The organism is Bacillus sp. FJAT-29937 (genome assembly GCF_001509555.1).
In the GTDB taxonomy this organism is placed as follows: domain Bacteria; phylum Bacillota; class Bacilli; order Bacillales; family Cytobacillaceae; genus Cytobacillus.
Window position 1 is genome coordinate 40,725 of the sequence record NZ_LMAS01000017.1, and the last position, 25,491, is coordinate 66,215.

General features: G+C 41.2%; 22 protein-coding genes and 1 pseudogene. 3 read left to right on the plus strand and 20 right to left on the minus strand.

Features of this window, described 5'->3' with window-relative positions:
* The first annotated feature begins 19 nt into the window (after positions 1–19).
* Positions 20–646, plus strand: coding sequence for a pyridoxamine 5'-phosphate oxidase family protein (locus AR328_RS21430; protein WP_066301786.1), 627 nt, complete (start codon positions 20–22; stop codon positions 644–646).
* 411 nt (positions 647–1,057) lie between these two features.
* Complete coding sequence (locus AR328_RS21435) at positions 1,058–2,380, plus strand: TrkH family potassium uptake protein (protein ID WP_066301787.1); 1,323 nt, start codon at positions 1,058–1,060, stop codon at positions 2,378–2,380.
* Between the two features lie 55 nt (positions 2,381–2,435).
* Here AR328_RS21435 and AR328_RS21440 read toward each other — a convergent pair whose 3' ends face one another.
* The 18 genes from AR328_RS21440 to AR328_RS21525 form a co-directional block, all read right to left on the minus strand.
* The gene (locus tag AR328_RS21440) at positions 2,436–2,591 is read right to left on the minus strand and encodes a hypothetical protein (RefSeq protein ID WP_156422769.1); all 156 of its coding nucleotides are present in this window, start codon (positions 2,589–2,591) and stop codon (positions 2,436–2,438) included.
* A 50-nt stretch (positions 2,592–2,641) separates the two neighbouring features.
* Positions 2,642–3,418, minus strand: a complete 777-nt coding sequence (locus AR328_RS21445) for a serine hydrolase (protein ID WP_231735075.1) — start codon at positions 3,416–3,418, stop codon at positions 2,642–2,644.
* A 2-nt stretch (positions 3,419–3,420) separates the two neighbouring features.
* Positions 3,421–4,443, minus strand: coding sequence for an ABC transporter ATP-binding protein (locus AR328_RS21450; protein ID WP_066301798.1), 1,023 nt, complete (start codon positions 4,441–4,443; stop codon positions 3,421–3,423).
* Positions 4,444–4,445: 2 nt separating this feature from the next.
* Positions 4,446–5,375, minus strand: a complete 930-nt coding sequence (locus AR328_RS21455; RefSeq protein WP_066301804.1) for a C40 family peptidase — start codon at positions 5,373–5,375, stop codon at positions 4,446–4,448.
* A complete protein-coding gene (locus tag AR328_RS21460) occupies positions 5,359–6,468 on the minus strand; it encodes a dipeptide epimerase (RefSeq protein WP_066301809.1) in 1,110 nt (369 codons plus the stop codon). The genes AR328_RS21455 and AR328_RS21460 overlap by 17 nt, the downstream gene beginning before the upstream one ends.
* A 66-nt stretch (positions 6,469–6,534) precedes the next feature.
* On the minus strand, positions 6,535–7,455 hold the full coding sequence (locus AR328_RS21465) for a S66 peptidase family protein (protein ID WP_066301812.1): 921 nt from the start codon (positions 7,453–7,455) through the stop codon (positions 6,535–6,537).
* A gap of 121 nt (positions 7,456–7,576) precedes the next feature.
* Complete coding sequence (locus AR328_RS21470) at positions 7,577–9,220, minus strand: peptide ABC transporter substrate-binding protein (protein ID WP_066301815.1); 1,644 nt, start codon at positions 9,218–9,220, stop codon at positions 7,577–7,579.
* 164 nt (positions 9,221–9,384) lie between these two features.
* Positions 9,385–10,383: an ABC transporter ATP-binding protein gene (locus AR328_RS21475; RefSeq protein ID WP_066301821.1), complete on the minus strand. Its 999-nt coding sequence runs from the start codon at positions 10,381–10,383 to the stop codon at positions 9,385–9,387.
* A gap of 5 nt (positions 10,384–10,388) precedes the next feature.
* Positions 10,389–11,342 (minus strand): ABC transporter permease, encoded by a 954-nt coding sequence (locus AR328_RS21480; RefSeq protein ID WP_066301823.1) that lies wholly within the window; start codon positions 11,340–11,342, stop codon positions 10,389–10,391.
* Positions 11,342–12,274 (minus strand): ABC transporter permease, encoded by a 933-nt coding sequence (locus tag AR328_RS21485; RefSeq protein WP_066301825.1) that lies wholly within the window; start codon positions 12,272–12,274, stop codon positions 11,342–11,344. The genes AR328_RS21480 and AR328_RS21485 overlap by 1 nt, the downstream gene beginning before the upstream one ends.
* Positions 12,275–12,287: 13 nt before the next feature.
* Positions 12,288–13,112, minus strand: coding sequence for a M55 family metallopeptidase (locus tag AR328_RS21490; RefSeq protein WP_066301832.1), 825 nt, complete (start codon positions 13,110–13,112; stop codon positions 12,288–12,290).
* Between the two features lie 153 nt (positions 13,113–13,265).
* The gene (locus tag AR328_RS21495; RefSeq protein WP_066301834.1) at positions 13,266–13,583 is read right to left on the minus strand and encodes a DUF3870 domain-containing protein; all 318 of its coding nucleotides are present in this window, start codon (positions 13,581–13,583) and stop codon (positions 13,266–13,268) included.
* A 171-nt stretch (positions 13,584–13,754) separates the two neighbouring features.
* The gene (locus AR328_RS21500) at positions 13,755–14,966 is read right to left on the minus strand and encodes an alanyl-tRNA editing protein (RefSeq protein ID WP_066301836.1); all 1,212 of its coding nucleotides are present in this window, start codon (positions 14,964–14,966) and stop codon (positions 13,755–13,757) included.
* A gap of 149 nt (positions 14,967–15,115) precedes the next feature.
* Complete coding sequence (locus AR328_RS21505; RefSeq protein WP_066301842.1) at positions 15,116–16,468, minus strand: D-serine ammonia-lyase; 1,353 nt, start codon at positions 16,466–16,468, stop codon at positions 15,116–15,118.
* Between the two features lie 485 nt (positions 16,469–16,953).
* The gene (locus tag AR328_RS21510; protein WP_066301844.1) at positions 16,954–17,925 is read right to left on the minus strand and encodes an agmatinase family protein; all 972 of its coding nucleotides are present in this window, start codon (positions 17,923–17,925) and stop codon (positions 16,954–16,956) included.
* Between the two features lie 5 nt (positions 17,926–17,930).
* On the minus strand, positions 17,931–19,187 hold the full coding sequence (hutI, locus tag AR328_RS21515; protein ID WP_066301848.1) for an imidazolonepropionase: 1,257 nt from the start codon (positions 19,185–19,187) through the stop codon (positions 17,931–17,933).
* 2 nt (positions 19,188–19,189) lie between these two features.
* Positions 19,190–20,863, minus strand: coding sequence for a urocanate hydratase (gene hutU, locus AR328_RS21520; protein ID WP_066301851.1), 1,674 nt, complete (start codon positions 20,861–20,863; stop codon positions 19,190–19,192).
* Positions 20,864–21,012: 149 nt separating this feature from the next.
* On the minus strand, positions 21,013–22,494 hold the full coding sequence (locus AR328_RS21525) for a response regulator transcription factor (RefSeq protein ID WP_066301860.1): 1,482 nt from the start codon (positions 22,492–22,494) through the stop codon (positions 21,013–21,015).
* A gap of 563 nt (positions 22,495–23,057) precedes the next feature.
* Here AR328_RS21525 and AR328_RS21530 point away from each other — a divergent pair.
* A complete protein-coding gene (locus AR328_RS21530; protein WP_066301863.1) occupies positions 23,058–23,396 on the plus strand; it encodes a YmaF family protein in 339 nt (112 codons plus the stop codon).
* A 134-nt stretch (positions 23,397–23,530) separates the two neighbouring features.
* Here the strand turns inward: AR328_RS21530 and AR328_RS23630 are convergent, their stop codons facing one another.
* Together AR328_RS23630 and AR328_RS23635 are read right to left on the minus strand one after the other, a co-directional pair.
* Positions 23,531–24,478, minus strand: coding sequence for a methyl-accepting chemotaxis protein (locus AR328_RS23630; RefSeq protein ID WP_442854477.1), 948 nt, complete (start codon positions 24,476–24,478; stop codon positions 23,531–23,533).
* Positions 24,473–25,243: pseudogene (locus AR328_RS23635) on the minus strand (MCP four helix bundle domain-containing protein); the annotation flags it as partial. The gene AR328_RS23630 and the pseudogene AR328_RS23635, both read right to left, overlap by 6 nt.
* Between the last annotated feature and the right edge of the window lie 248 nt (positions 25,244–25,491).

The following is a 25,491-nucleotide window of genomic DNA, read 5'->3' on the forward strand; positions in this document are numbered from 1 at the left end:
TTTAGGAGGGAATTAAATAATGATTTTTAAGGAAACCGTTTCTTCTGAGGAAGAACTTCGCACATTATTAGGAACACCTAGCAAGAATGTGGCAAATAAGGTAATCCATCATGTAGATCATCACTGCAAGGATTTTATCGCAAAATCTCCCATTCTATTTATTTCAACTTCGGATGCAAATGGAAACTGTGATACTTCTCCCCGCGGGGATGCGCCTGGTTTTGTACATATCATAGATCAGCAGCATATCGTTATTCCTGAAAGACCCGGAAACAAACGGATAGATTCGCTGAGGAATATCATTGCTAATCCCCATGTCGGTCTAATCTTTGTCATTCCAGGCCTCGAAGAAACTTTAAGAATAAATGGAAAAGCATGCATCATTAAAGATTCGGATATTCTCGAAAAAATGGCGGTTCACGGCAAGGTCCCTTCACTTGGCATCGGGGTACAGGTAGAAGAGTGCTTTATCCATTGTGCAAAGGCCTTTAAGCGGTCAAAGCTTTGGTACCCAGAAACTTGGGCCTCAAAAGATCAATTGCCATATCCACCGCAAATATTAGCAGATCATATTAATTTACCAGATGTAAATAGCGAAACCATTCATACATCTCTTGAGGAAAGTTATTCGAAAAGACTGTATTGAAAAAGAGAGGTAAAAGCATTGGCAGACCAAATCGCGTATTGATTTGGTCTTTTTTTCTGTAAAACTGCAAGCCTATGATACTCCCTGCGGACACTCTTTCCGTTATCCCAGCCAAATTGGGCAATTCCTAATGTTTGTGGACAGGGGTTCCTTTATTTTGCCAAAAAGCATGGATTTCATTGTGTTTTTTCGTCAATAGCGGCTTTTGTGTCCTCTTAGCCCCTGAATTGGGCGCATTTAATTGAAATAACGCACTCTGTGTCCTCGAAAATTTTTTATTGACATTCCCTCTTTTCAGGAGTATTTTATTAAACACATTATTTTGGGGAACTCTTTAATAGAGCTTAATTATTGGAGGAATTTTCATGAAAGGGCATTTTTCCTTTTTGGGAAAAAGGGGGCAGATGAGCCATGATGAATAAAACATTAAAAATCAGTCCACCTCAGCTTCTCGTACTTGTATTTGCATTCTTTATTGGTGTCGGGACAATCCTTTTAAAACTTCCCATATCTACAGAGCACTCTATTTCGTGGGTTGATGCACTGTTCACGACTACATCTGCTATGACAGTAACGGGTCTCAATGTTGTTGATCCAGGTTCGACCTACACTCTATTTGGAGAGATTGTTATTATGTGTCTCATCCAATTAGGCGGCTTAGGAATTATGTCATTTGCTGTTTTGATTTATTTCATGCTTGGAAGGAAAATTGGCTTTAAAGAGCGGCTCATTATGCAGCATGCTTTGAATCAGACTTCACTTGGGGGAATTATTCGTCTTGTTCGGAATTTATTTATCTTTTCTTTTGCCATTGAAGGCTGCGCCGTTATTTTGCTTTCGATCCGTTTTATCCCTGAATACGGTTTAGCAAAAGGTCTTTACTACAGTTTGTTTCATTCTGTTTCAGCCTTCAATAATGCAGGTTTTGCTCTTTGGGAGGATAATCTTATGGGCTTTGTAGGAGATCCTGTCATTAATCTCGTGATTTCGCTTTTATTTATTATTGGCGGGATTGGCTTTACGGTTTTAATTGATTTGAGAAGAGCCAAAAGATTTCAAGAGTTATCTTTACATTCCAAGCTTATGATTACAAGCACAATTGCTGTCAACATAGCATCAATGATTATTATTTTTCTTTTAGAATACAATAATCCAAACACATTAGGGCCTTTAACCGGCTGGGAGAAATTCTGGGCCACTTATTTTCAAGCCGTTTCCCCTAGAACTGCCGGATTTAATACGATTGATCTTAGCGGCCTTGAGGATCCCACTGCGTTTTTCATGACTTTACTCATGTTTGTTGGTGCTGGCAGTGCTTCTACAGGCGGCGGGATTAAGCTGACAACCTTTATTATTTTTATTCTAGCTGTAACAGCCTTTATACGAGGGAAGAGCGCTATTGTAGTTTTTCGAAAAACCATTGCTGATACATTCGTTATTAAAGCTTTAGCCATTACAATGATTAGCATCCTGTTTATCTTTATCGCGATATTCTTCCTTACCATTACAGAAAATCAGCCTTTTATAAAACTTGTTTTTGAAGTCCTGTCTGCTTTCGGTACCGTTGGACTCACAATGGGACTAACGGGAGACTTATCTGAAATTGGGAAACTGATCATTATCTTTATTATGTTCCTTGGCAAATTAGGCCCTTTAACATTAGTATTTTCATTTGCCCGCCATCAAAAGGAACAAAAAGTGCGTTATCCTAAGGAAGATATATTAACAGGATGAAAATATACTGGTTGGCTTGTAGAGAGGATTGATCTACAAGCCTTTTTTGACGCTTTTAGCCGAAATAACTTCGCCTTTTTGCAATTTTCCCTGCCATTTGCCAGCCATTTTGGAATTTATCAGCCAAATCGACCTGTTTGTCAGCCAATTCTGGGGATTTGTCAGCCAAATCAGTCCGTTTATCAGCCAATTCTGGTGGTTTGTCAGCCAATTGCCAGCCCCGAAGAAAAAAACGCCCTATCCTCAAAGATAGAACGTCCTTCAACTCTTCATAAAATTAGAAAGCACCTTACCGATTTGTACTAGTGTCTGCTTGCCTTCCTCCTGGCTAGAAAGCTGATCAATCAAAACAGCGGCATAAATTGTTTTTCCGCCGTACTTAAAAATTGCACAATCGTGTTCCACACCAGGTAATTCTCCCGTTTTATTAGCAACTTGCACAGCCTCTGAATCGATCGTCTCAGCAAGCTTATTCTTAAACTGTTGCTTTTCCAGTATACTAAAGGCCTTATCCGAGCTCTCCTTTGATAAAAAGCGATGTTGGTCAATGACCTTTAAGCAAGTTAACATATCATTCGCAGTCGTAAAATTGTCTAGCCCATTTTTCTTCGCTTCAAAATCCATCATCTTTCGGTTAAGTTCAGTGTTTTGCAGGTTTAGCGCTTTTATACACTCATTGATTTCAGTCATTCCTACCCGATCAATCACTAGATTTGTCGCACTATTATCAGAAACAATGATCATTAATGCCATTAAATCGATTATCTTTAATGTCAAATCAGCCGACAAAGCTTGTATGACCCCGGCGCCTCCTACTCGATTAGAAGGCAAAGCTAGTAAATATTCGTGAAGATCAAGAAGCCCCTTTTCACACTGCCGAAATCCCTCTATTAAAATAGGAATTTTAATCAGGCTCGCTGCAGAAAATTTATCGTTATGATTGATTTCAATCCGGCCTTCACAAGTTTCAATAACTAATCCGACTCTTCCTTCACAATGAGCAACAAGTTCAGAAACCTGTCTTTTTAAATTGTCCATCATTACTCTTTCGCACGCAACGTAACAGCTACTTGCGAGTTGTTAGAGTCACCTGTCACGTTTTTATTATATAAATGGCAAGCAACGAAATGGCTTTCCTCCACTTCCTGCCACTCAGGCTTCATCGTTGCGCAAGCTTCCATCGCATATGGACAGCGAGTTCTAAATACACATCCACTTGGCGGATTAATTGGACTCGGAAGCTCTCCCTGTAAAATAATTCGTTCACGCCTGTCTTCTACATCCGGGTCTGGAATCGGGATAGCTGATAAAAGAGCCTGTGTATATGGGTGAAGTGGATTTTTATAAAGATTAGCACTTTCCGTTAATTCCACAAGGTTCCCTAAATACATAACGCCTATCCTGTCGCTAATATGTTTGACCATGGATAAATCATGGGCGATAAATAAATACGTTAACCCCTTTTTGTTTTGTAAGTTCTTCAAAAGGTTAACAACCTGTGCCTGAACAGATACATCCAGCGCGGAAATCGGTTCATCTGCAATAATGAAATCCGGGTCTAGTGACAGGGCGCGGGCAATCCCAATTCTCTGTCTTTGTCCGCCGCTAAATTCATGTGGATAGCGATTCGCGTGATCCCTATTAAGACCAACGTCCTCTAATAATTGATATACTCTTTCAAGTCGTTCCTGCTTATTCGGATATACCCCATGAACCTCCATGGGCTCAGAGATGATTTCCTTTACGGTTGAACGCGGATTTAACGAAGCATATGGATCTTGGAAAATCATTTGCATTTTTCTATGGAAAGCAAACTTTTCTTTTTCATTCATTTCATGGACATTTTTTCCGTCAAAAATAACTTCGCCCTCTGTCCGATCATACAGTCCGATAATGGTACGTCCGGCCGTCGATTTTCCACAGCCAGACTCCCCAACAATTCCGAACGTTTCTCCCTTTTTGATATAGAATGAAACATCGTCAACCGCCTTTAAAATTTGTCCTTTTCCTAAAGAAAAATGTTTCTTAAGATGCTTCACTTCTAACAATGCTTCATTTGTCATAACTATTCCCCCGTCTCTTGCCAATAGCGTCTAGCTGCACATAATTCCTTTTCATAGATCGTGTCTTTTAAATCAATAATTTCAATCGTTTTTCCTGTATTAGGGGAATGCAGAAGCTTTCCTTCCCCGTAATAAATGCCGACGTGGTGAATTTTGCCCTTCCCTTCCTCATAGGCAAAGAATAGAAGGTCGCCTGGCTTTATTTCGTTCAATTCAACCTTTTCCCCTGAAGCGGCCTGGTCATGTGCATCACGCGGAATCGTGTACCCGTTTGCCTTACACATGGAGTAGCTAAACCCTGAGCAATCATAGCCGTAGCTGCTCATTCCTCCCCATAAATAAGGCAGCCCTAGGTATTGCTCACCTGCTGCAACAATACTTTGTCCATTTCCTTTAGGACGGGCTTGCCAGGTATCATACTGACTGATTTCTCCAGCCTTTAACAGACCCTCTCCTGATGGCGTTTGAACCCGTACCCACTCACCTTCTGCCTCTATTACTGGCAATACGGTTTGATAGCTTAATATCATAATAGGCTCATAATCGCTTCCATATAGAATACTCTTTTTCTCGTCTACGACTGCAATTGTTTCCTCATCAAGCTTCCAGTCTTGAGTCTGAATGAGCTGAGCCTTCGGAACCCATCCTGGATAGCCTTTCGGATTTTTGGAAGAAGCTTGGTCGAGCACAATGATTTGCGCCCAATCTTCCTTCTCTTCTGTAATAAGAACCTCTTGACCAAATAACGCTTGCGTTTGGACGAGGTTTTGATTACATAGCCCTAAGCTCGTTTCATAAGTCAGGCCATTTAGCCACACTTCCACATCTGCAGGGTTCTCCACTGCTTCTTTATCGATATCCCTCGCAGAGTCGTAAGATGTCCAAACCGTAGCAACTGGAACATTTACTAGCCATTTATATTGTATTGCCAATTGAAGCTCCCTCCCCAACATGAACATGGCGTATGCCTAATCCTGGCTCTGATGGCAGTGTAACCTTCCTGCCTTTATATTTAACGCCGCCTTCTACTAGCTCCTTCGCCAGCATTAACGGAGCGTCAAAGTCAAAGCGGGTTATATTTTTCTTACTGGCCGCAAAGTGTGCTGCAGCTGTAATGCCGATCCGTGTTTCAATCATGCTTCCAACCATACATTCCATTCCGCTTACCTCTGCAAGCTGATTGATGATTTGAGCCTGATAGATTCCGCCAGATTTCATTAGTTTAATATTTATTAAATCTGCACTTCTAGTTTTAATCACCTCAAAGGCCTGCCGCGGTGAGAAGACACTTTCATCCGCCATGATCAAAGTATCCACATGATCAGTCACCTGTTTTAGACCAGCTATATCCCAAGCTTTAACTGGCTGTTCAACAAGCTCAATATTTAAATCCATTTCCTCCATTTTGCGAATGGCTTGAATGGCTTCCTTCGGTGACCAGCCCTGATTAGCATCCAGTCGAATTTTTATTGCCTTGCCGACACGTCCCCTGATTTCACGAATCCGCTCGATATCGGTTAGAATATTATCCTTTCCAACCTTCACCTTCAATACATCAAAGCCCTGCTGCACGTAAGCAACAGCATCTTCTCCCATTTCTTCGGGTCCGTTCACACTGACGGTAAAGTCGGTTTCAATTTCCTGTTTATGCCCCCCTAAAAACTGATAAAGCGGGAGCTTGCATTGCTGTGACAGGCAATCATATAAGGCCATATCAATCGCCGCTTTTGCACTCGAATTTCCGATTAAAATCGATTGAATTCCTTGAAAAAGCGCTTCATAGTTTAATAGACTTTGCTGCTCTAAATATGGCTTTAATACATGGTGAATGGCTGATTCAATGCTTGAAAGAGTTTCTCCAGTAATGACGACCGTTGGCGGAGCTTCCCCCCATCCGGTTATTCCGTTGTCGCATGTGACCTTTACTAAGATGGACTCAGCTGTAGTCACAGTGCGAAGTGCCGTTTTGAATGGTTTTATAAGTGGTATCGCTACCCTGTATGTCTCAATTTTGTCTATTTTCATCTATACCACCCTTTAAGGTAGTTCAAAAGGAACTGAATCATAGAACCCTTTGAACGAAATCTTTTTTTACTGTATGCCGCTTTCGACCTTTAATTGTTTATTTGCAGTATCCAATTCCGCATTTACACCGAGCGGAATGGAAATATGCGGTGAGCAATGACCGAATCTAAATCCCTTAATAGCAGGTTTATTAGCTAAAAGCGCATAATGATGAACTACCTCATCAAGAGATAAAGAAAGCTCCCTTTCCGGAACACAGTTATTAAAATCACCAATAATGAGTCCTGCAGCATCGTATAGCTTCCCTGCCATATGCAATTGATTTAGCATTCTATCTATAGAACGAGGCTCTTCATTAATATCTTCAATTAATAAAAGTTTGCCCTTTGTATCAATCTCAAATGGGGTGCCAATTGTGCTTGCAATAAGGGACAGATTTCCCCCAGTTATTTCCCCGCTTACCTTGCCTTCAATTAATGTTTCTAATGGAGAAATTTCTTCGTTATATTGAATCTCAGTCGGCGCGAATAATTGCTTAAAGTATTCCTTCGAAAGGGGATCTGCATCCACTTTTCCGATATCAGATGCAAGCATTGGACCATGAAAAGTAATCAGGCCAGCAAGCTTTCGGATAGCCGTATGCAAAAAGGTAATATCGCTGTAGCCCCAGAAAATTTTCGGGTTACTTTTTATCAACTCGTAGTCAATATGGGAAGCAATTCTCCCTGTTCCATATCCTCCGCCTGCACAGATAATCGCCTTTACTTCACTATCTGCAAACATCATATGTAAATCTTCTAACCGATCTTCATCTTTTCCAGCTAAATATCCATATTGATCATACACATGTTTTCCAAGCTTTATCTTTAACCCCAAATCTTCCATGAAAGCGAAAGAACGATGCAAATTCTCTTGATTTGGCGGACTGGCTGGCGCAATAATCCCGATGGTGTCCCCAGCCTTTAGCGCACGAGGTTTAATTAACATGCTGGCACATCCTTCCTGAAAATTCGATCTTTCCTTAATCATATTCTTTTAAAAAAAGGGATGTTCAGCCGAACATCCCTTTTCAAATTTAAAATTAACTTTAGTTCAGGCGCTTCCGCTTTTAGTTTTTATCCGCCCATTTCAGTTCCATATATCCAACAGGGTGGCGAACGATGCCTGAAACAGCTTCATTCTCTAAATTCACTTGGTTATAGAAATAAAGTGGGACGATTGGCATTTCTTCAAATAGGATTTTCTCAGCCTCGTACATCATTTCGTAGCGCTTTGCTTCATCTGCTTCATTTTTTGCATCTTTAATTAATTGATCATATTTTGCATTGCTCCAGCCCGTACGGTTCATGGATAGGCCAGTCTGGAAGTTTTCTAGGAAGTTAATTGGATCCGCATAGTCAGCAAGGAAGGAACTGCGTGAGAACTGGAATTTCAATGCTTTCTGATCTTCCGCAAATACGTTCCACTCCATATTAGCAAGCTTCACTTCTACACCCAGATTATCCTTAAACATTTGCTGAAGAGCTTCAGCAATTTTCTTATGAGAATCACTTGTGCTATAAGTAATTGTTACTTCAGGAAGTGTCTGATAGCCTTCCTCTTCCATCCCTTTAGCTAAAAGAGCTTTTGCTTCTTCAACATCTGTTTTTACAAGATCGCCTGCTGTTTCACGGAAATCCTTGCCGTTCGCATCATTAAACCCATAGGCAACGAATCCATAAGCTGGCTTTTGTTTGTTTTTCGTTACAAAATCAACAATTTGCTGCTGGTCGATAGCCATAGCAAAAGCTTTACGAATATTTACGTTTTGGAACGGCTCCATTGTTACGTTAAAACGGTAGAAGTAATCCCCTGCCTGATCCTCAACTTTTGCTTTCCCTTCAGCAAGAATTTGCTCAGCAAGATCTGCTGGAACAGCTGATGCGTCAAGTTCACCCGTTTGGAACATTTGGTATTCCGTGTTTGTATCATCAATGATTGCCCAATGAACTTTATCTAATTTCACAGTTCCTGCATCCCAGTATTGGTCATTCTTTTCCATTACGAAATGGCTGTCATGCTGCCATTCTGTTAAGTTAAAAGGTCCATTTCCAACAAATGATTCCGCTTCAGCAAACCATTTTGGATTTTCAGTTGCTACCTTCTCATTAATAGGGAAGAAAGCTGGATTTGTAATAACACTTAAGAAATAAGCTTGTGGACTAATTAAAGTTACTTCGAATGTTTTATCATCAACTGCTTTAACCTTTACATCATCAGCTGAACCTTCGCCATTGTTATACGCTTCTGCTCCCTCGATGAAATAGCCAAGGAATGAAGCTGGAGATCCGGTTTCAGGGTCTAAAAGGCGTTTCCATGCAAATACAAAATCGCCCGCTGTTACAGGGTCGCCATTTGACCATTTTGCATTATCACGAATGTGGAAAGTATATGTTTTCCCATCCTCTGATACATCCCATTTTTCCGCCGTTGCTGCCTCTGGATCATGGTTAGTGCCTAAACGTGTTAAACCTTCCATTAAGTTATTTAATGCACTCCAAGAAACATTATCAAAACCGATTGGAGGATCAAACGAAGTTGGCTCCATGCCATTGTTTAAATAAAGAACCTTTTCAGTTACTACCTCTTCTTCCTTTTTGCCGTCATCCTTCTCTTTTTCTGCAGGCTCTTTTCCTGCCTCCTGCTTTGCTGTACAGGCCGCAAGTACCAAAATCAATAGACCTGTCAGCAAAAGCGATAAAAACTTTTTCATGCCATTTCCCCCTTTTTAATATGAATGATCATTTTTTTACTATTCTCAGCTATATGATAATCGCTGATAGAAAAGAACTTTCAAAGGTCTCATGTCATCACACCCTTCTTGCTATAGGCAAATAAGGCTATTTAAAAAACTAGAAACCCTCTGAAAGATCTAACCTACTTCATACTTGCCAGCATTTTCACAGCACGTTCGTCCTGCAGCCAGCAATCAACTTGATGTTCATTACTTAGGTGGGTTTTAAATGGATAAGCCCGCTCACAGACCTCCATCGCATAGCTGCATCTCGCTGTAAAAGGGCAGCCTTTCGGAGGCGAAAATAGATCCGGAGGGGAGCCGCCTATCGGGATGAGATCAGCACCTTCTAAGTCAAGACGAGGAACAGAGTTTAATAAACCCTTCGTATACGGATGCTGCGGTTGATAGAATATTTCTCTTCTCGAACCGGCCTCTACGATTTTTCCGGCATACATGACCGCAATCCGGTCAGCCACTTGCGCAACTACACCAAGATCATGAGTAATGAGTATAATAGATACACCTGTTTTCTTCTGAATATCTTTAAATAAATCTAGTATTTGTGCCTGTATCGTTACATCCAGTGCTGTCGTAGGCTCATCCGCAATCAATACTTCCGGCTGGCAAACGAGAGCCATTGCTATGACAATACGCTGCCTCATCCCCCCGCTAAATTGGTGAGGATAATGCTTTAGCCTCTCCTCTGGGTCAGGGATGCCTACTAAATTCAGTATTTCTAATGCTGTCTTTTTGGCCTCTTGTCTGGAAATGGATTTATGCTGCAAAATCCCTTCAATAATCTGTTCGCCAATCTTTAAAGTAGGGTTAAGAGCTGTCATCGGATCCTGAAAAATCATCGATATATCAGCCCCGCGAATATTTCTCATTTCCGGCTCTTTCAATTTAGTTAAATCTTTTCCTTTAAATAGAACCGAGCCATCCACAATTTTACCTGGCGGGTTGGGGATCAGGCGCATAATACTTTGCGATGTTACACTTTTGCCGCATCCCGATTCTCCCACGATCGCTAGAGTTTCTCCTTTGTATAAGTCAAAGGTAACCCCTCGGACAGCTTTCACTTCTCCACCATATGTTTTAAACGAAACATGGAGATTATTGACTTCGAGAACTTTTTCCATGATGATTACCTCCTTAACTTCGGATCAAGTGCATCCTGGAGTCCGTCCCCGAGCACATTAAATGAAAACATGGTCAGTGAAATAAAGAATGCCGGGAAAAATAATCTCCACCAATGACCTGATAGAATAGTAGACAAACCATCGCTTGCCATTGAACCCCAGCTGGCAAAAGGCGGCTGAATGCCTAGCCCGAGAAAGCTTAGAAATGCTTCCGCGAAAATAGCAGATGGGACGGTTAACGTCATTTGTACAATAATCGGCCCCATTGTGTTTGGAAGCAGGTTTTTCTTAATAATCCTTGATGTTTTCGTTCCGAATGTTTTAGATGCGAGAACAAATTCATAGTTTTTTATTTGCAGGACCTGCCCTCTTACAATCCGGGCCATTCCAATCCATCCTGTTACAGTAAGGGCGAAGATAATCGTAAATAAACCTGGCCCCATGACAACACTTATTAAAATAACAATTAATAAATATGGCAATCCGTATAAAACTTCAACGATCCTCATCATGACATTATCCGTTTTTCCGCCTTTATAGCCGGCGACTCCTCCATAGACAACCCCAATGATAAAGTCAATTAAGGCAGCTACAATCCCAACAAATAAGGATATTCTAGCTCCATACCACGTTCGGGAAAACACATCCCTGCCCAGTTCATCTGTGCCAAACCAGTGTTTGCTTGAAGGGGGCAAATTTTGATTCATGAGCTTCTGTTCTGTGACATCATGAGGAGAAATGATTGGCCCAAATATCGCCATAAAGGCAAGTAAAACAAGAAAGGTAAGTCCCGCCATGGCTAATTTATTCTTTAATAAGCGCCTCCATGCGTCCTTCCAGTAGCTAAGACTTGGACGAACAACGGCCTCAGCCTCACCTTCATTACTTTTTTTCGGAACAAACCATTCATCTGGAATGTCTGCTGCAATATGACGTTCATGCTGTTTTTTCAGTTCCATTAGGCCGCCTCCTTTTTATGCAGCTTGATTCGAGGGTCGAGGATGCCATAAGCAATGTCCACTAAAAATAGCATCATAATTAGAATTGAGCTGTAAAAAACTGTTGTCCCCATGATGACAGGGTAGTCGCGTTGATTAATACTCTCCACAAAATATTTTCCCATGCCCGGGATGGCAAAAATCTTTTCGATAACAAATGTCCCTGTCAGAATACTGGCTGCAAGTGAGCCTAATACGGTAACGACCGGCAATAGTGCATTTCTTAATGCATGTTTAAAGACTATCTTCACTGGTGACAATCCCTTTGCTTTTGCTGTTCTAATATAATCCTGTGTCAGCACTTCAAGCATACTGGCCCTTGTTAACCTGGCGATGATGGCCATGGGCCCTGTTGCAAGCGCTAACGTTGGCAGGATCATATGCTTCGGGCTCACCCATGTAGCGACTGGGAGGATGCCCCAGTTAACAGCCACTTGTTGAATAAGAAGGGTGGCCATTACGAAGTTTGGAATCGAGATCCCGAGAACAGCTATCGTCATCGCCAAATAATCAATAAAGCCATTGTGACGAAGGGCAGAAATCACTCCAAGTGTGATGCCGGATAGTACCGCTACAATTAATGTCACAATCCCCAACTCAAACGAAACCGGGAATCCCCTTCCAAGCATTTCGTTGACGGTTTGGGATGATTTTTTAATAGAAGGTCCAAAGTCTAATGTAGCAACTGATTTCAAATACATTCCATATTGAACATAAAGTGGTTTATCTAAGTGATAGAACTTTTCCAGGTTCCTTTGAACCGTCTCATTCGTAGCCCTTTCTTCATTAAAAGGAGAGCCTGGTATCGAATGCATGAGAAAAAAGGTAAGTGTAACGATTAGCCAAAGTGTTACAAGCATGGCAATGAGGCGTTTTACAATGTATGATGTCATTTAATAACACTTCCTAACAGAATGATGTTCTCATTGCTAATTCAACCATAACCAGCATCGCTCTATACGCTTCAAGAATATCCTTTGCCTGGTAACGGACAATGGTCGAGTTTTCTTCAATCTCAACTCCCGGCATTAAAGCAGCCCATTCTGCTTGCCCATAGTTGGCAAATTCGATTCTGAGAACTGGGTTATCCGGCGGTGCAAGCGGTTTCACTAAATCGCGATTTTTTAATGCCTCGGCCACTTTTTCTCTTAGAAGCTCGCCTGCTTTTGCAGGTGTCAATGATTTAACGGCTGAACGGGTAATCGTTTCCTTTACAATGGCAGTGGTTACATTTGGAATGAGCTGCTCCGCCTCTAATGCAGCACGGTCATCTCCTGCCACCATTATGACCGGAACTCCATGGTAGCCTGCAACATATGCATTAAGGCCCATCTCTCCAACTGCCACATCATTGATATACATATTGCGTACACCAAAAATCATTGAATGGGACATTGCGCCCTTCATGGAAGCCCTTGCATGATAACCAACGAAAACAGCCCCAGCGAAAGTGGAATCTAACCCTTGGACCATTGAATATGGCTTAACATCTCCTACTACTACTTGAGCCTCTGGATGGAGGTTTTCTATGAGGAGATTATTCATTTTTGAATGGCTATCATTCACTAAAACCTCTTGGCACCCTTGGTCAAAAGCTGCTGTAATCACATGGTTAGCTTCCTCGGTCATTATCTTTCTGCTTCGTTCGTAATTATGCTTAGAAGAATCTACATGTGTATAGTCAGCTAGGCCTGTGATCCCTTCCATATCAACGGATATGTATAGCTTCATTATATAATTCCCCCTCTTTATAGTTTAATAGAATGTATCAAAAAATAACTTCCTTTGAAAAAATATACAGTATGTGAAATAAAAAACCAGCTGCCAGAGAAAATAATCATCTCCAACAGCTGGATTTCATCTGCGTTTAACAGAAAAAGCAGCTTATTTATTCATTATTTGTGTATATTTAATATTGGCATTCTTAAAAGCCACCATTAAAGCCTTTTGAGATGATCCAAAATAACGCTGTTCAATTTCTTCCAGCACATGATCCACTTCTAGAATAGACTTTCCTACAAACAGTGATTGAATAAAAGATGAAGTCAATGCAATCGTGGATGAACACTCCGCATCAACTATTTGGTCGGTTTCGCGGTTGATGACAAGACCAATGAAGAAACCATTATACTTTTGCATAATCGGATTGTTCGAAGAAGTCTTGCTTTCACCCAAAATATAAACCGTATTTTGCTGAAACATGAACATGCCTCCTGCAGAGCAAGGATATTACATGGGGTGTTTATGTGGGTAACATAAACATTCAATGTAATGCATAGCCCTTAATAGGATTGTAATACAACAGAGACTGACTGACAACCACTTAATAAGATTTTTCTAAATATTTTATTAACTACCGCTTTATTTTATTGCTTATTTTACGTTCAATAATACCTTTTCCCTAGCATGCTGAAGAAGCTGCTCTCCTGTTATAAGCTTCTCTCCTCCGCCTTGAGCAAACTGATCGTTTCCTCCACCCTTTCCATTTACTAATGAGAGCAGCTCACTAGAAATACTCTTCATGCTAACAGTCTGCTGGACTCCTCTTGCACATACAAATTGGAGCTTATTATCCGTTTCATTTACTAAAAGTACAATTACATCATCAGCAAGCGCAGCAATCAATCGGGCTAACTTCTGAAGGTCCTGAATGGAGCGATTCTGAAAAACCGCATGGACGATTTTACTATTTTTTGTATGATCGATAGCATTAAGAAGATCCTTTGCTTCATAGTTCAAAAGCAATTCCTGCATTGCTTCTATTGACTTTTCGCAATCTTTTCCATTCTCTATTAGCTTTTTAGCAGCTGCCGCTAGATCTTGTTCCGGCGAATTTAATAGATCTGTTAAACTCTTTAGTACTTTATGCTTTTGATGGAGCTGGGTTAAAATCCGTCCTCCGCAAACAAAGTGAACCCGGATTTTATTCTTTTGCCGTTCCCAATCCAATATTTTGATTTGTCCCACTTCTGCCGTGGATTTAGGATGAGTCCCGCCGCAGCCGTTATAATCAAAATCAGGAATAATCACTAGGCGAATATTTTCGGAAACAGCCAGCTCCTTCCGCAATTGGTAATTGGAAAGTTCATCCTCCGAAACCCATTTCGTTTCGATTGGCCGTCCCTCTAGAACGATTCGATTCGCTAGCCGCTCCGCCTCCATTGCCTGCTCTTCGGTAAGCTCACTTATATCTAAATCAATCGAATTTATTTCTCTTCCTAAATGAAAACTAATCGTTGCAAAATTGAAAAGCTCTACAAAAGCCGCCGTTAAAATATGCTGGCCCGCATGTTGCTGCATATGGTCAAAACGCCTGTCCCAATCTACTTCACATGCAACCAAGTCAGCGGTTTCTTCCAGCTCGGCCTCTAAATAATGGCGGATTTCTCCGTTAACTTCTTCCACATCCAAAATAGGCACACCATTCATGGTGCCAGTGTCAAAAGGCTGTCCCCCGCCCGTTGGATAAAAAGCTGTTTCATCTAAAACAGCAAACCATCTGCCCTGCTCATCCTTCTCTTGTTTAAGCAAATGGGCACGGAAGGATTTTATATATGGATCCTTGTAATATAACTTCCTGTCCAATGTTTTAATCTCCTTTGCTTTTATGTGTAATTAAATTTAATTGTCGTTGGATTCAGCAGAACTTGTCCTTGATGTACGAAGTAATCACCAGCGCAGAGAAATGAAGCCAACGACATTTACATTCTAGGTTGCGAGCAGGCACTATACAACTATTCTATTATGCGCTTTCCTCTTTCGTAGTATTGTTTCATTTCTTTCTCTGGCACCATGCTTCCGCCTGTTCCCCAGACGATGTGTGCTGCATTGTTTAATTTTGATTGAAGATATTCCTTTTCCATATATGTTTTTCCAGCTTCTGATTTTAATAATTCGATATAAGTAGAAAAACCTGCAAGAGCTGATGGTTCTAAGAAAATCCCTTCTGTATCAGCAAGCAATGCCAGATAGGAAAATAACTTTTCATCCTCCACGGTTGAAATTCCACTAAGTTTATTTTCAATTACTTTGCCAATGAATTCAGATGGGCGTCCGACAGCAAGTCCGTCAGCTTCCGTTTTGTTATCAATGCCAAAATCCTGAACAGCTACTCCATCATGAAGTCCCGTCATTAAACCAAGGAGCATGCATGGGGAATGAGTCGGCTCTACGAAGAAACAATGGACGTGATCGCCGAATACAAGCTTAAGGCCGAATGTGACTCCTCCTGGCCCTCCACCTACACCACATGGCAGATAAACAAATAATGGATGCTCTGCGTCCACCTTAATATTCTTATCCTCCAGCTGCTTCTTCAAACGAAGGGCCGCTACTGAATAGCCTAGGAAAAGATGCTTGGAGCTTTCATCATCGACAAAATACATATCGGGATCTTCACTTGCTTGCTTTCTCCCTTGGGCAACCGCTTCACTAAAATCAGATGCATGTTCAACGACATCTACGCCTTTTTCGCGCAGCAAATTCTTTTTCCACTGTTTGGCGTCAGCAGACATATGAACGAACACTTTGAAGCCGAGCTTCGCGCTCATAATTCCGATGCTAAGCCCTAGATTTCCTGTGGACCCGACAGCAATAGAGTAGCCTGAAAAAAAATCTTTATATTTTTGCTCAGCCAATATGGAATAATCATCCTCGAGTGAAAGCAGCCCATTTGTTAAGGCTAATTCCTCGGCATATTTCAATATTTCATAAATTCCGCCTCTCGCCTTAATAGAGCCTGAAATCGGAAGGTGGCTATCCCCCTTCAAAAACAAGCTTCCAGGTAAAGCATGCTGATAAAACTCTTCCAACTTAGTTCTCATTTTCGGAATCGGAAAGAGCGGTGATTCAATAAATCCCTTTTCCTTCGCCGTTTCCGGAAATACCTTTGCTATGTACGGGGCAAAGCGCGCCAATCTTTCCTCCGCATCAATGACATCTTCCATCGACAATGAAGAAGCCTCCGCAATTGACTTGTACTTCGGATTCGTCCAAAAAACTTCCTTTAACTTAGTCATTTCTGAAAGGACCGGGTATTCCTTTTTCCATTCTTCTATCGACTTCCCCTGAATAACTTCAGCCTGCATCAAAATCATCTCTTTTCTACATTTTTATCTTGTTATTTTGACTGAAAAGAAGCACTTTTACAAGGTAATACGCGAAATAATCGAAAAATTTATTATTTAAGAAACAAATTTGACAATTTAATATGAAAATAATAGGAGCAGAAAAGGATGGGTTTGTTGAACTTCACCTTTTCGATATGCTAAATATTTGGCTGGGTTTGAAGACCGTAGTTGATTATTTTTGGTAGGAGCGGTCACCTAAATTGGCTTTTGATGCCCGCTCGCGGCGTAAAACCCTGGGAGCGGGCATCATAGCCTTTGTTTGGTGACCGTGTGTGGCTTTTTTTGACGGGAACGGGGATCTAAACGGGCTACTTTAAATGAAAAAAGGAAGCAGACATTCAAAGTCACTTCCTCTGTATTACTTACAAATGTTTAGTTATAGTATTAAACACGCAATTGGCGTAACGATAATATTAGTTAGTATCTTGAATTAAGACTCGCTCTTATTTTGTTTGGGAAACATGACCGCTTACAAATTGTAGCCACGCATACACACCTGTCTTGACTGTTTCGGCAACTGACGAATCTTTACTAGGATCGAGACAAACGAAGTCGATATGCCGTACAGCCGGATATTTACCTATTTCTAATAATGCATCGAATAGTTCTATGGCTGTCATTCCACCAGGTGTTGATGCGGGAACACCGGGTGCCACGGAAATGTCGAGCACATCCATATCAACGGTCACATAAATACGGTCAACTTGATCTGAAAGGTTGGTTAAGGCTTCCTGAATGGTCTTGATCATTCCATTTTTACGCGCTTGTTTCAATGTAACCATTTGAATCTGATGCTCTTTTGCGTATTCAACAAGCGGCTTTACGTTAAAGTAACCGTGCAATCCAATATTAAAAACATGCTCACCCTTAACTGTGCCGCCATCAATCAATTGCCGGATAGGCGTTCCATTGGCTGGCCCCAGTTCAGCGGGATCTCTTACATCAAGATGGGTATCGAGCTGCAAAATCCCAATCGTTTCATTTGGAAAAGCTTCCTTCACCCCGCGCACTGAACAAGCAGTTGTGGAATGGTCGCCGCCAATCATGCACGTTACCGTTTCCGGATAAGCCTCCACTATTGATGCAGTAGAGGATTGGATACGCCGATGGGATAACAAAATATCCGTTGTGTGCATGGCAACATCGCCCGCATCTGCCACACGATACGCAGATAAGTCCACATCCTCATCTAAATTATAGGTAGCAAAACCTTTCCACATCCGCCGAAATTCAGTCGGATACAAGGAGGCGCCAGATACGCTGATAGAGGACCTTGAAATCGGAGCCCCATATAAAATCAAATCAGGCTTTTCGTTCATTTCATGAAGAGGACGAACCCACTGATGAACATAAGTGGGCTCTCCTTCTCCTTTATTCCAAGACCATTCCGGCTTTTGAAGCCAATTTTCTTTCATATTTCTTACACCACCTGAACGCCATTTTTCCATACTGATTTCACATGGTTGACGCCGAATAAATATTGTAATTCCTGATAGCTTTTTACATTCCAGAGAACGATGTCTGCTTGTTTGCCAACTTCCAGAGAGCCGACTTTTTCCTGACGGTTGATTGCACAAGCTGCATTATAGGTTGCGGCTGTTAAGCTTTCAGCAGGTGTGAGCCTCATAGAAATGCATGCTAGATTCATAACGAGCGGCATAGAAGTTGTTGGTGAAGAGCCTGGGTTACAGTCGGTAGAAATCGCAACTGCAACACCTTCATCAATCATTTTTCTTCCTGCAGCTGCCTGTTCACGCAAGTAAAGGGCAGTCGCCGGCAGCAAGCAGGCAATCGTTCCTGATTTCGCCATTGCCTTGATTCCCTCGTCTGATGCCTTCAATAAATGTTCAGCTGAAATGGCCCCAACCTTGGCCGCTAATTCCGCTCCGCCATACGGCTCAATTTCATCCGCATGTATCTTCGGTGTCAGGCCGAATCGTTTTCCCGCTTCTAAAATCCGCTCAGATTGTTCCGGAGTATATACACCCTTTTCACAGAAAACGTCATTAAACTCTGCCAGCTTTTCCTCTGCTATTATAGGCAGCATTTCTTCAATTAAATGATCAACAAATTCATCTTCTCTTCCTTTAAAATCAGGCGGAACGGCATGAGCGCCCATAAAGGTCGGAACTAAATCAATTGGATGAGACTCCTGCAGTTTTTTCATCACCCTTAATTGCTTCAATTCCGTTTCTAGATTCATGCCATAGCCGCTTTTTCCCTCAACGGTTGTCACACCGTGTTTTAGAAATGAATCAAGTCTCCGGGTCGTTTGATCAATTAATTCCTCTTCAGACGCTTCACGGGTCATGCGGGTCGTTGCATGAATCCCGCCGCCCGCATTCATAATATCCATATAGGTTGCACCTTCAAGGCGCATTTCAAATTCCCGTTCACGGCTGCCGCCATAAACAACATGTGTATGAGGGTCAACTAGACCAGGAGTAACTAAATGTCCCGTCCCATCAACAATTTCAGCTTCCCCTGCTCTTGCCGAGTAGGTTTCTTCAAGCTCCTTAGTTGTTCCTACTGCCAGAATCACACCGTCCTCCAGCCATATGCTGCCGTCCTCTATTAACCCTAGCTCTGACATAGCTTCCTTTGAACGAGGTCCTTTAACTTCTGAAGCAAGTGTCGCCAGCTGTGTAATATGTTTAATCCAAATTGGTTTTGCCATTTTTATTCATTCCCTTTTTTAAGCATTGGAATATTGACGCCTTTTTCCCTCGCTGTCTTCTCAGCTAGCTCGTATCCCGCGTCAACATGACGGACAACTCCCATTCCTGGATCAGTTGTCAATACACGCTCAAGACGTGCCTCTGCCTCCTTTGTTCCATCTGCGACAATGACCATTCCCGCGTGTAAGGAGTAACCCATGCCAACACCGCCGCCATGGTGAACAGAAACCCATGTTGCCCCGCCAACTGCGTTGATCATTGCATTTAAAATTGGCCAATCGGCTACAACGTCAGAGCCGTCCTTCATTCCTTCTGTTTCACGGTTCGGTGAAGCTACTGAACCAGAATCAAGATGGTCACGCCCGATCACAATCGGCGCCTTCAATTCACCTCTTGCTACCATATCATTGATGATTTTTCCAAATCGTGCACGCTCTCCGTAGCCTAACCAGCAAATGCGGGATGGAAGACCTTGGAATTGAATTTTTTCGCGAGCCATCTTAATCCAGTTGCAAAGGTGAGTATTATAGCTAAATTCACGCAAAATAACCTCATCAGTTTTATAAATATCCTCAGGGTCTCCAGAAAGAGCTACCCAGCGGAAAGGTCCTTTTCCTTCACAGAACTGTGGACGGATATAGGCTGGAACGAATCCAGGGAACGCAAATGCATTTTCTACTCCTTCATCCTTTGCAACCTGACGGATATTGTTGCCGTAATCAAATGTAATCGCGCCTTTTTCCATCATTTCTAACATCGCTTCAACATGCTTTGCCATTGAAGCTTTAGAGCGTTTCACATATTCAACTGGATCCGCTTGGCGTAATTCAGCGGCAGCCTCCAAAGTCATGCCTGAAGGAACGTACCCGTTAAGAGGGTCATGAGCTGAAGTTTGGTCTGTTAAAACATCTGGAATAAAGCCACTGGCAATCATTTCTGGTAAAATATCTGAGGCATTTCCGATTAAACCAATCGATAAAGCCTTGCCAGACAATTTCGCTTCCTGCGCCCATTGAATCGCTTCATCTAGGGAATTGGTTTTCACATCTGTGTAGCGTGTTTCGATTCGGCGGTCAACCCTTGTTTCATCGACTTCAATACCGATACATACCCCGCCATTCATCGTAACGGCAAGCGGCTGAGCACCACCCATTCCACCTAGACCAGCTGTTACAGTAATGGTATGTTTAAGCGAATGATTAAAATGCTGCTTAGCAAGCTCAGCAAACGTTTCATAGGTTCCTTGAACAATTCCTTGTGATCCGATATAAATCCAGCTGCCCGCAGTCATTTGTCCATACATCATCAGACCTTTTTTATCGAGTTCATGAAATGTATCCCAATTCGCATAGGCAGGGACAATGTTTGAGTTTGCCAGAAGAACCCTTGGTGCATCCGTATGTGATTTAAAAATTGCTACTGGCTTTCCTGATTGAATGAGTAAAGTTTCGTCATCTTCTAACTCTTTTAAGGATTTTACAATGGCATCAAAGCATTCCCAATTTCGCGCGGCTTTTCCAATGCCACCATATACAACAAGCTCCTCTGGATGCTCCGCTACGTCCTGATCCAGGTTGTTCATCAGCATCCGAAGTGCCGCCTCTTGCTGCCACCCTTTTGTATTCAAGTCTGTTCCTCGGTAACGTACAATCTTTTCACTTGCAATCGTTTTCATTATCCTTACCTCCCTTTGTTTATACTTTTATTGTATAGGGAAATTTCAGATAATTATTTATAAAATAATGATAATTTTATACTCTGTTGCACCCATTTTTATATAATTACCGTTTTTTATAAAATGTCTCACGATTTTCAATAAACTTATTAGAAATTACTATATCCGCTGCGGTAGGCTGACGGGGTACAGGATTCATACTGCTTGAATTTAGAATTAAAGTACGTTTGATGAGAATAGCCCGTTAATCTTGCTACTTCTTCTAAAGGCAAATTCGTTTCTTGGAGCAGGCGTTTTGCTTCCCGAATTCTTACTTGGTGTAGCAGGTCCCTAAATGATATTCCAGATTCCATTGAAAAACGTCGGCTCAGTGTGCTTTTATTGATTCGAAGTGCCTCAGCGCAAGCCGCTAGATTCCATCCTGCATCCCAATAATTCGCTTCAATTAATTCTCTTGCTTTTTCAACTAGAGAACGCGGACCTTCCTGAAGAAGCTGGGCTTCTACCTGATTAAGCAGACGGCTAGTAAAAGTGAGAAGCTCTTGAACAATTTGATAAATGACTGGTTTGTGAATAATTTGCTGAAAGATATCATGGTAAGCTGCCTCTAATATTGGACTCTGAAGATTATAAGACTTCATATGCCTGCGAATTTGAGCAAGCACACTAGTCAGACGAATACGAACCATTTCAGGATCGGGGTATGGCTTTTCATATGTCAGAAATTCATGTTCCACCCATTCCTTAATAGCCCGCAAATTTTGCTTTTCCAGCATCTCAATCCATTGGCGCTGTTCAAGCGGAGTGAGGAAAGGATCTAATTCCCTTGAAAGCATTTGATCATTTTCTGCTAAAATAATATCGTATCCTTCAAAGAAAATCCTCTTCGTCAGCTGCCGTGTTTGCTGGTATTTAGCCTTTAGAGAAAATTCGGCCGACTCTGTATTAATCACAATAGCTAAAGGCTCGTCCATCCTTTCCTTCCACTTCGTTAAAAAAGATTGATAAACCTCCTGTAAAATTTCAATCTTTTCCGTTTCCTGAACACAAAGGATAAAATCGGAAAGAGCAAATAATGTATAGTTACCTGGAAAAGAGTATCGCTGCAGTGCATCATACACAAGGCGAAGAGTATCCGGATTAGGTGTTAAGAACGCTACCATTGTGATTGGATAGCCATTCTTTCTATCTGATAAAAAGAGGTCCGGGTAATCGATCATATCCGCATTAGGTTTACTAACAGTTTGATTTAAATAGAATGGCTGTTCATTACGCGTTTGGTAACGAAGCTGTTGAATATGTTTAACTAAGTCATCTGCTGAAAAAGGCCGAAACAAAACATCCTCCGCCCGAAATTGGAGAGCCCGATACGCCGTTTGAAAAATCCGTTCCGAAGAAATCCCCAGCCAGCGAATTTTAAGCTGCTGGAGCCCGCTGCATAGCCGCTCACTCTCAGGGCCCCATCGATCCATATCTACTATGACTAGCTGTGGGAGCTGTTTGTGCACAGACTGAATAAGCTCCTCAATCGTATCCCACTGACTCAGCTTCACTCCAGCCAAATGTGATTCAATAATCCAGCGTATTCCCTGAGCTTCCAATGAATCCTTAGCAAGTATGTGTATATCCATGGCAAACACCTCTTAAACTGTTGTATGAATGATGTCCCGTTTGTTTAATTATATTATTCTCCTAAATATAATGGTTTCCCTTTATTAATGTGGAAAGATATTATTCGAAATACAGGGGATATCATGGTATATTCGGGAAAAAGTTTTAATCAAACGTTTAATTAAATTTGAATAAAACCTAATTAATCAAACGTTTAATTGAACCCTCAATCCCTTGGGGCAGTTGGGTTAAACCGCTAATCAAACGTTTGATTAAATTTTTAAAAAAGTTATTTAAACAAACGTTTGATTGAAATTCTAGTGAAAGTTATTTGTTATTGTAAAAAATTAATAAGAGGGGGTCTAAATAGACTGCATTTGTGAAGATATATTGCAAATAGCTGGGCTGGGCAAATTTTCGAGGACTGTGGTTCCATTATTGTTCACTCATCTTATTAAAGTCCACCCTCACACCCATAATCCTCTGATTAAATAAAGATCTGTTCACAACATCTCAAGAATTATTACCCAATTCATGAGCATATACATCTAGAGGGGAAAATATTATTTTTGGGGTGAGTACGTTGAATAGAGTAGGAAAGGATGATTTTAAGCCTGGCTTTGTGCCTCATCATAATCATGGTTCTGTGGATTATACATCTGTTAGTGACGGACATGTTCATCAGTGTTTAGATATTACTTCTCCTCCTATCCAAACCCAGGATGGAAATCATATTCATTATACAGAAGGATATGTCCTTTTTGAGGATGGTCATAATCACCATTATAAAGCATACTCAGGTCCTGCAATCCCTGTCGGCAATGGCATGCATGTTCATTATTATGACTTCTATACAACGGAAAACGATGGCCATCGTCATCGTGTAAAAGGTGTTGACCAGCCCGCACCAGGCAGCAAATAACCGAAATGGCAAAACCCGAATCTTTGGCAATGTCTACCTGCCTAGATTCGGGCTTTTTAACGATTTTAAAAAAAGGTAGATATTTGGGACGTGTTTTTGGGAAAGTACCTTTTCTTTATTTCTCTTTTACACATTTACACTTTAAAGGTCCCAATTAACACCTTCAATTCATCAGCCACTTTCGATAAAGCATGGGAGGACGCAGCTATTTCTTCCATGGATGCGAGCTGTTCTTCGGTTGCGGATGAAACCTCCTCGGTTCCGGTTACAGCCGTGGCCGCTACTTCGTTCACAATATTGATCGCATTAAGAATATGCTCTGAACTTGCAGCCATTTGCTGGACAGCCGATGAGACATCAAGTATATCACTAGCAACCTCTTTAACTGCACTTTGAATTTGCTGGAATGATTCTCCTGCTGTATTCACAATTCCAATTCCCTCATTTACCTCTGTAAAAGCTTGTTCCATTGATAAAATAGCTGATTGTGTTTCACTTTGGATAGACGTAATTAAGGTTGAAATTTTTTGAGCTGATCCAGCTGATTGTTCTGCGAGCTTTCGAACTTCATCAGCTACAACAGCAAATCCGCGTCCGCTTTCGCCTGCTCTGGCAGCTTCAATTGCCGCGTTCAAGGCAAGAAGATTGGTTTGAGCTGAAATATCTGTAATCACCTCGATAATGGATCCGATTTCCTTAGACCGTTCCCCTAGCCCCTTAATCGTATCTCCTAATAAAGACACGGTTTGATTGATTGAATTCATTTGGAGAATAGCATTTGAAATGGTTTCATTTCCTTCTAATGCCTTTTCAGAAGTAATTAATGCTGCATCAGACACATTTTGCGCATTACCAGCAATTTGACGAACACCATCAGACATTTCATTAATAGTATTCGTTGTTTCCCCAACACTATGGACTTGCTGGTCTGTTCCAGCCGCTAATTCTTGAATAGTCCTTGCAATATGCTCTGTTGCTTTGTTTGTCATTTCAGTACTTGCTGTTAACTCTTCAGCGGAAGCCGCAACATGTTCAGACGTCAGGGAAACTTGTTTGATCAGCCCTTGAATTCCGCTAATCATGCTGTTAAATGATTCGGTTAATCGTCCAATTTCATCTCTGGAATCAATTCTACCCTGTATGGTAAAATCGCCTTTCCCAACCTTTGACATTAGACTCTGAATTTCCTTCACAGGATTCGTTATTAGATTAATAATGACCCATCCGATGCCCGTAAAGAGGATAGCTGCAAGCAGAGAAACAATAAGCATGATCATTGTTGCCTGGTTCTTCATTTCTTCATTGAGCTGATTTAGATGTTCAGATGCAATAATATTGCTGTCACTAATAACATCTGAATATCCACTAACAGAAACTCTGACACTATTAAGCTTAGTAGAATACGCTGAATATGCCTGCTCCCGCTTACCTGCTAAGGCTAAATCAGCTATTTTATAAAGCTCTCTTTCATAAGCTTTCAGATGCTCTTGCAGATGTGTAAAGTTTTGCTTTTCATCCTCATCTAGGCCAGTGGCTTCATATTCCTTCATAAGCTGACTGTTTTGCTCAAATCTTTCATTAATTTTTGTTTCTAAATCAACCTGCTTAGCTCGATCATTCGTTAAAATTAACTCTAGTATAAAGGAATCAAGCGCACGATTGTTATTCCGTATAAGATTAATATTTTTTATTGGAATTAACCGTTCCGTATACATTTCCTTCGTATTATTAGACATTTGACTCATGTATATATAGCCAATAGCGCTAATCGTAATAAGAAATATGATGGAAGTTATGATTAAAATAAATAGCTTGTTTTTTATTTTAAAGTTTTTAATGATCTTCACAACTCTCCCCCTCCCTCTTCCAAAATTAAAATAGTCTGCTTAATTATAAGAATAATTCGACAAAAATAGAGAATTCCCTTCTTTTTTCCCACTACTATTAACCTAAATTTAGTTTTTACATATAAAAAAAGATTGAGAGTACACAAGCACTTTGATATGCTCCCCATAAGGTAGACAGATTAAAAAATAAAAATCTGTTGAACCTTAGGGGGAGTTTTTTTATGTCAAAAATATCCCATTCTCTTATG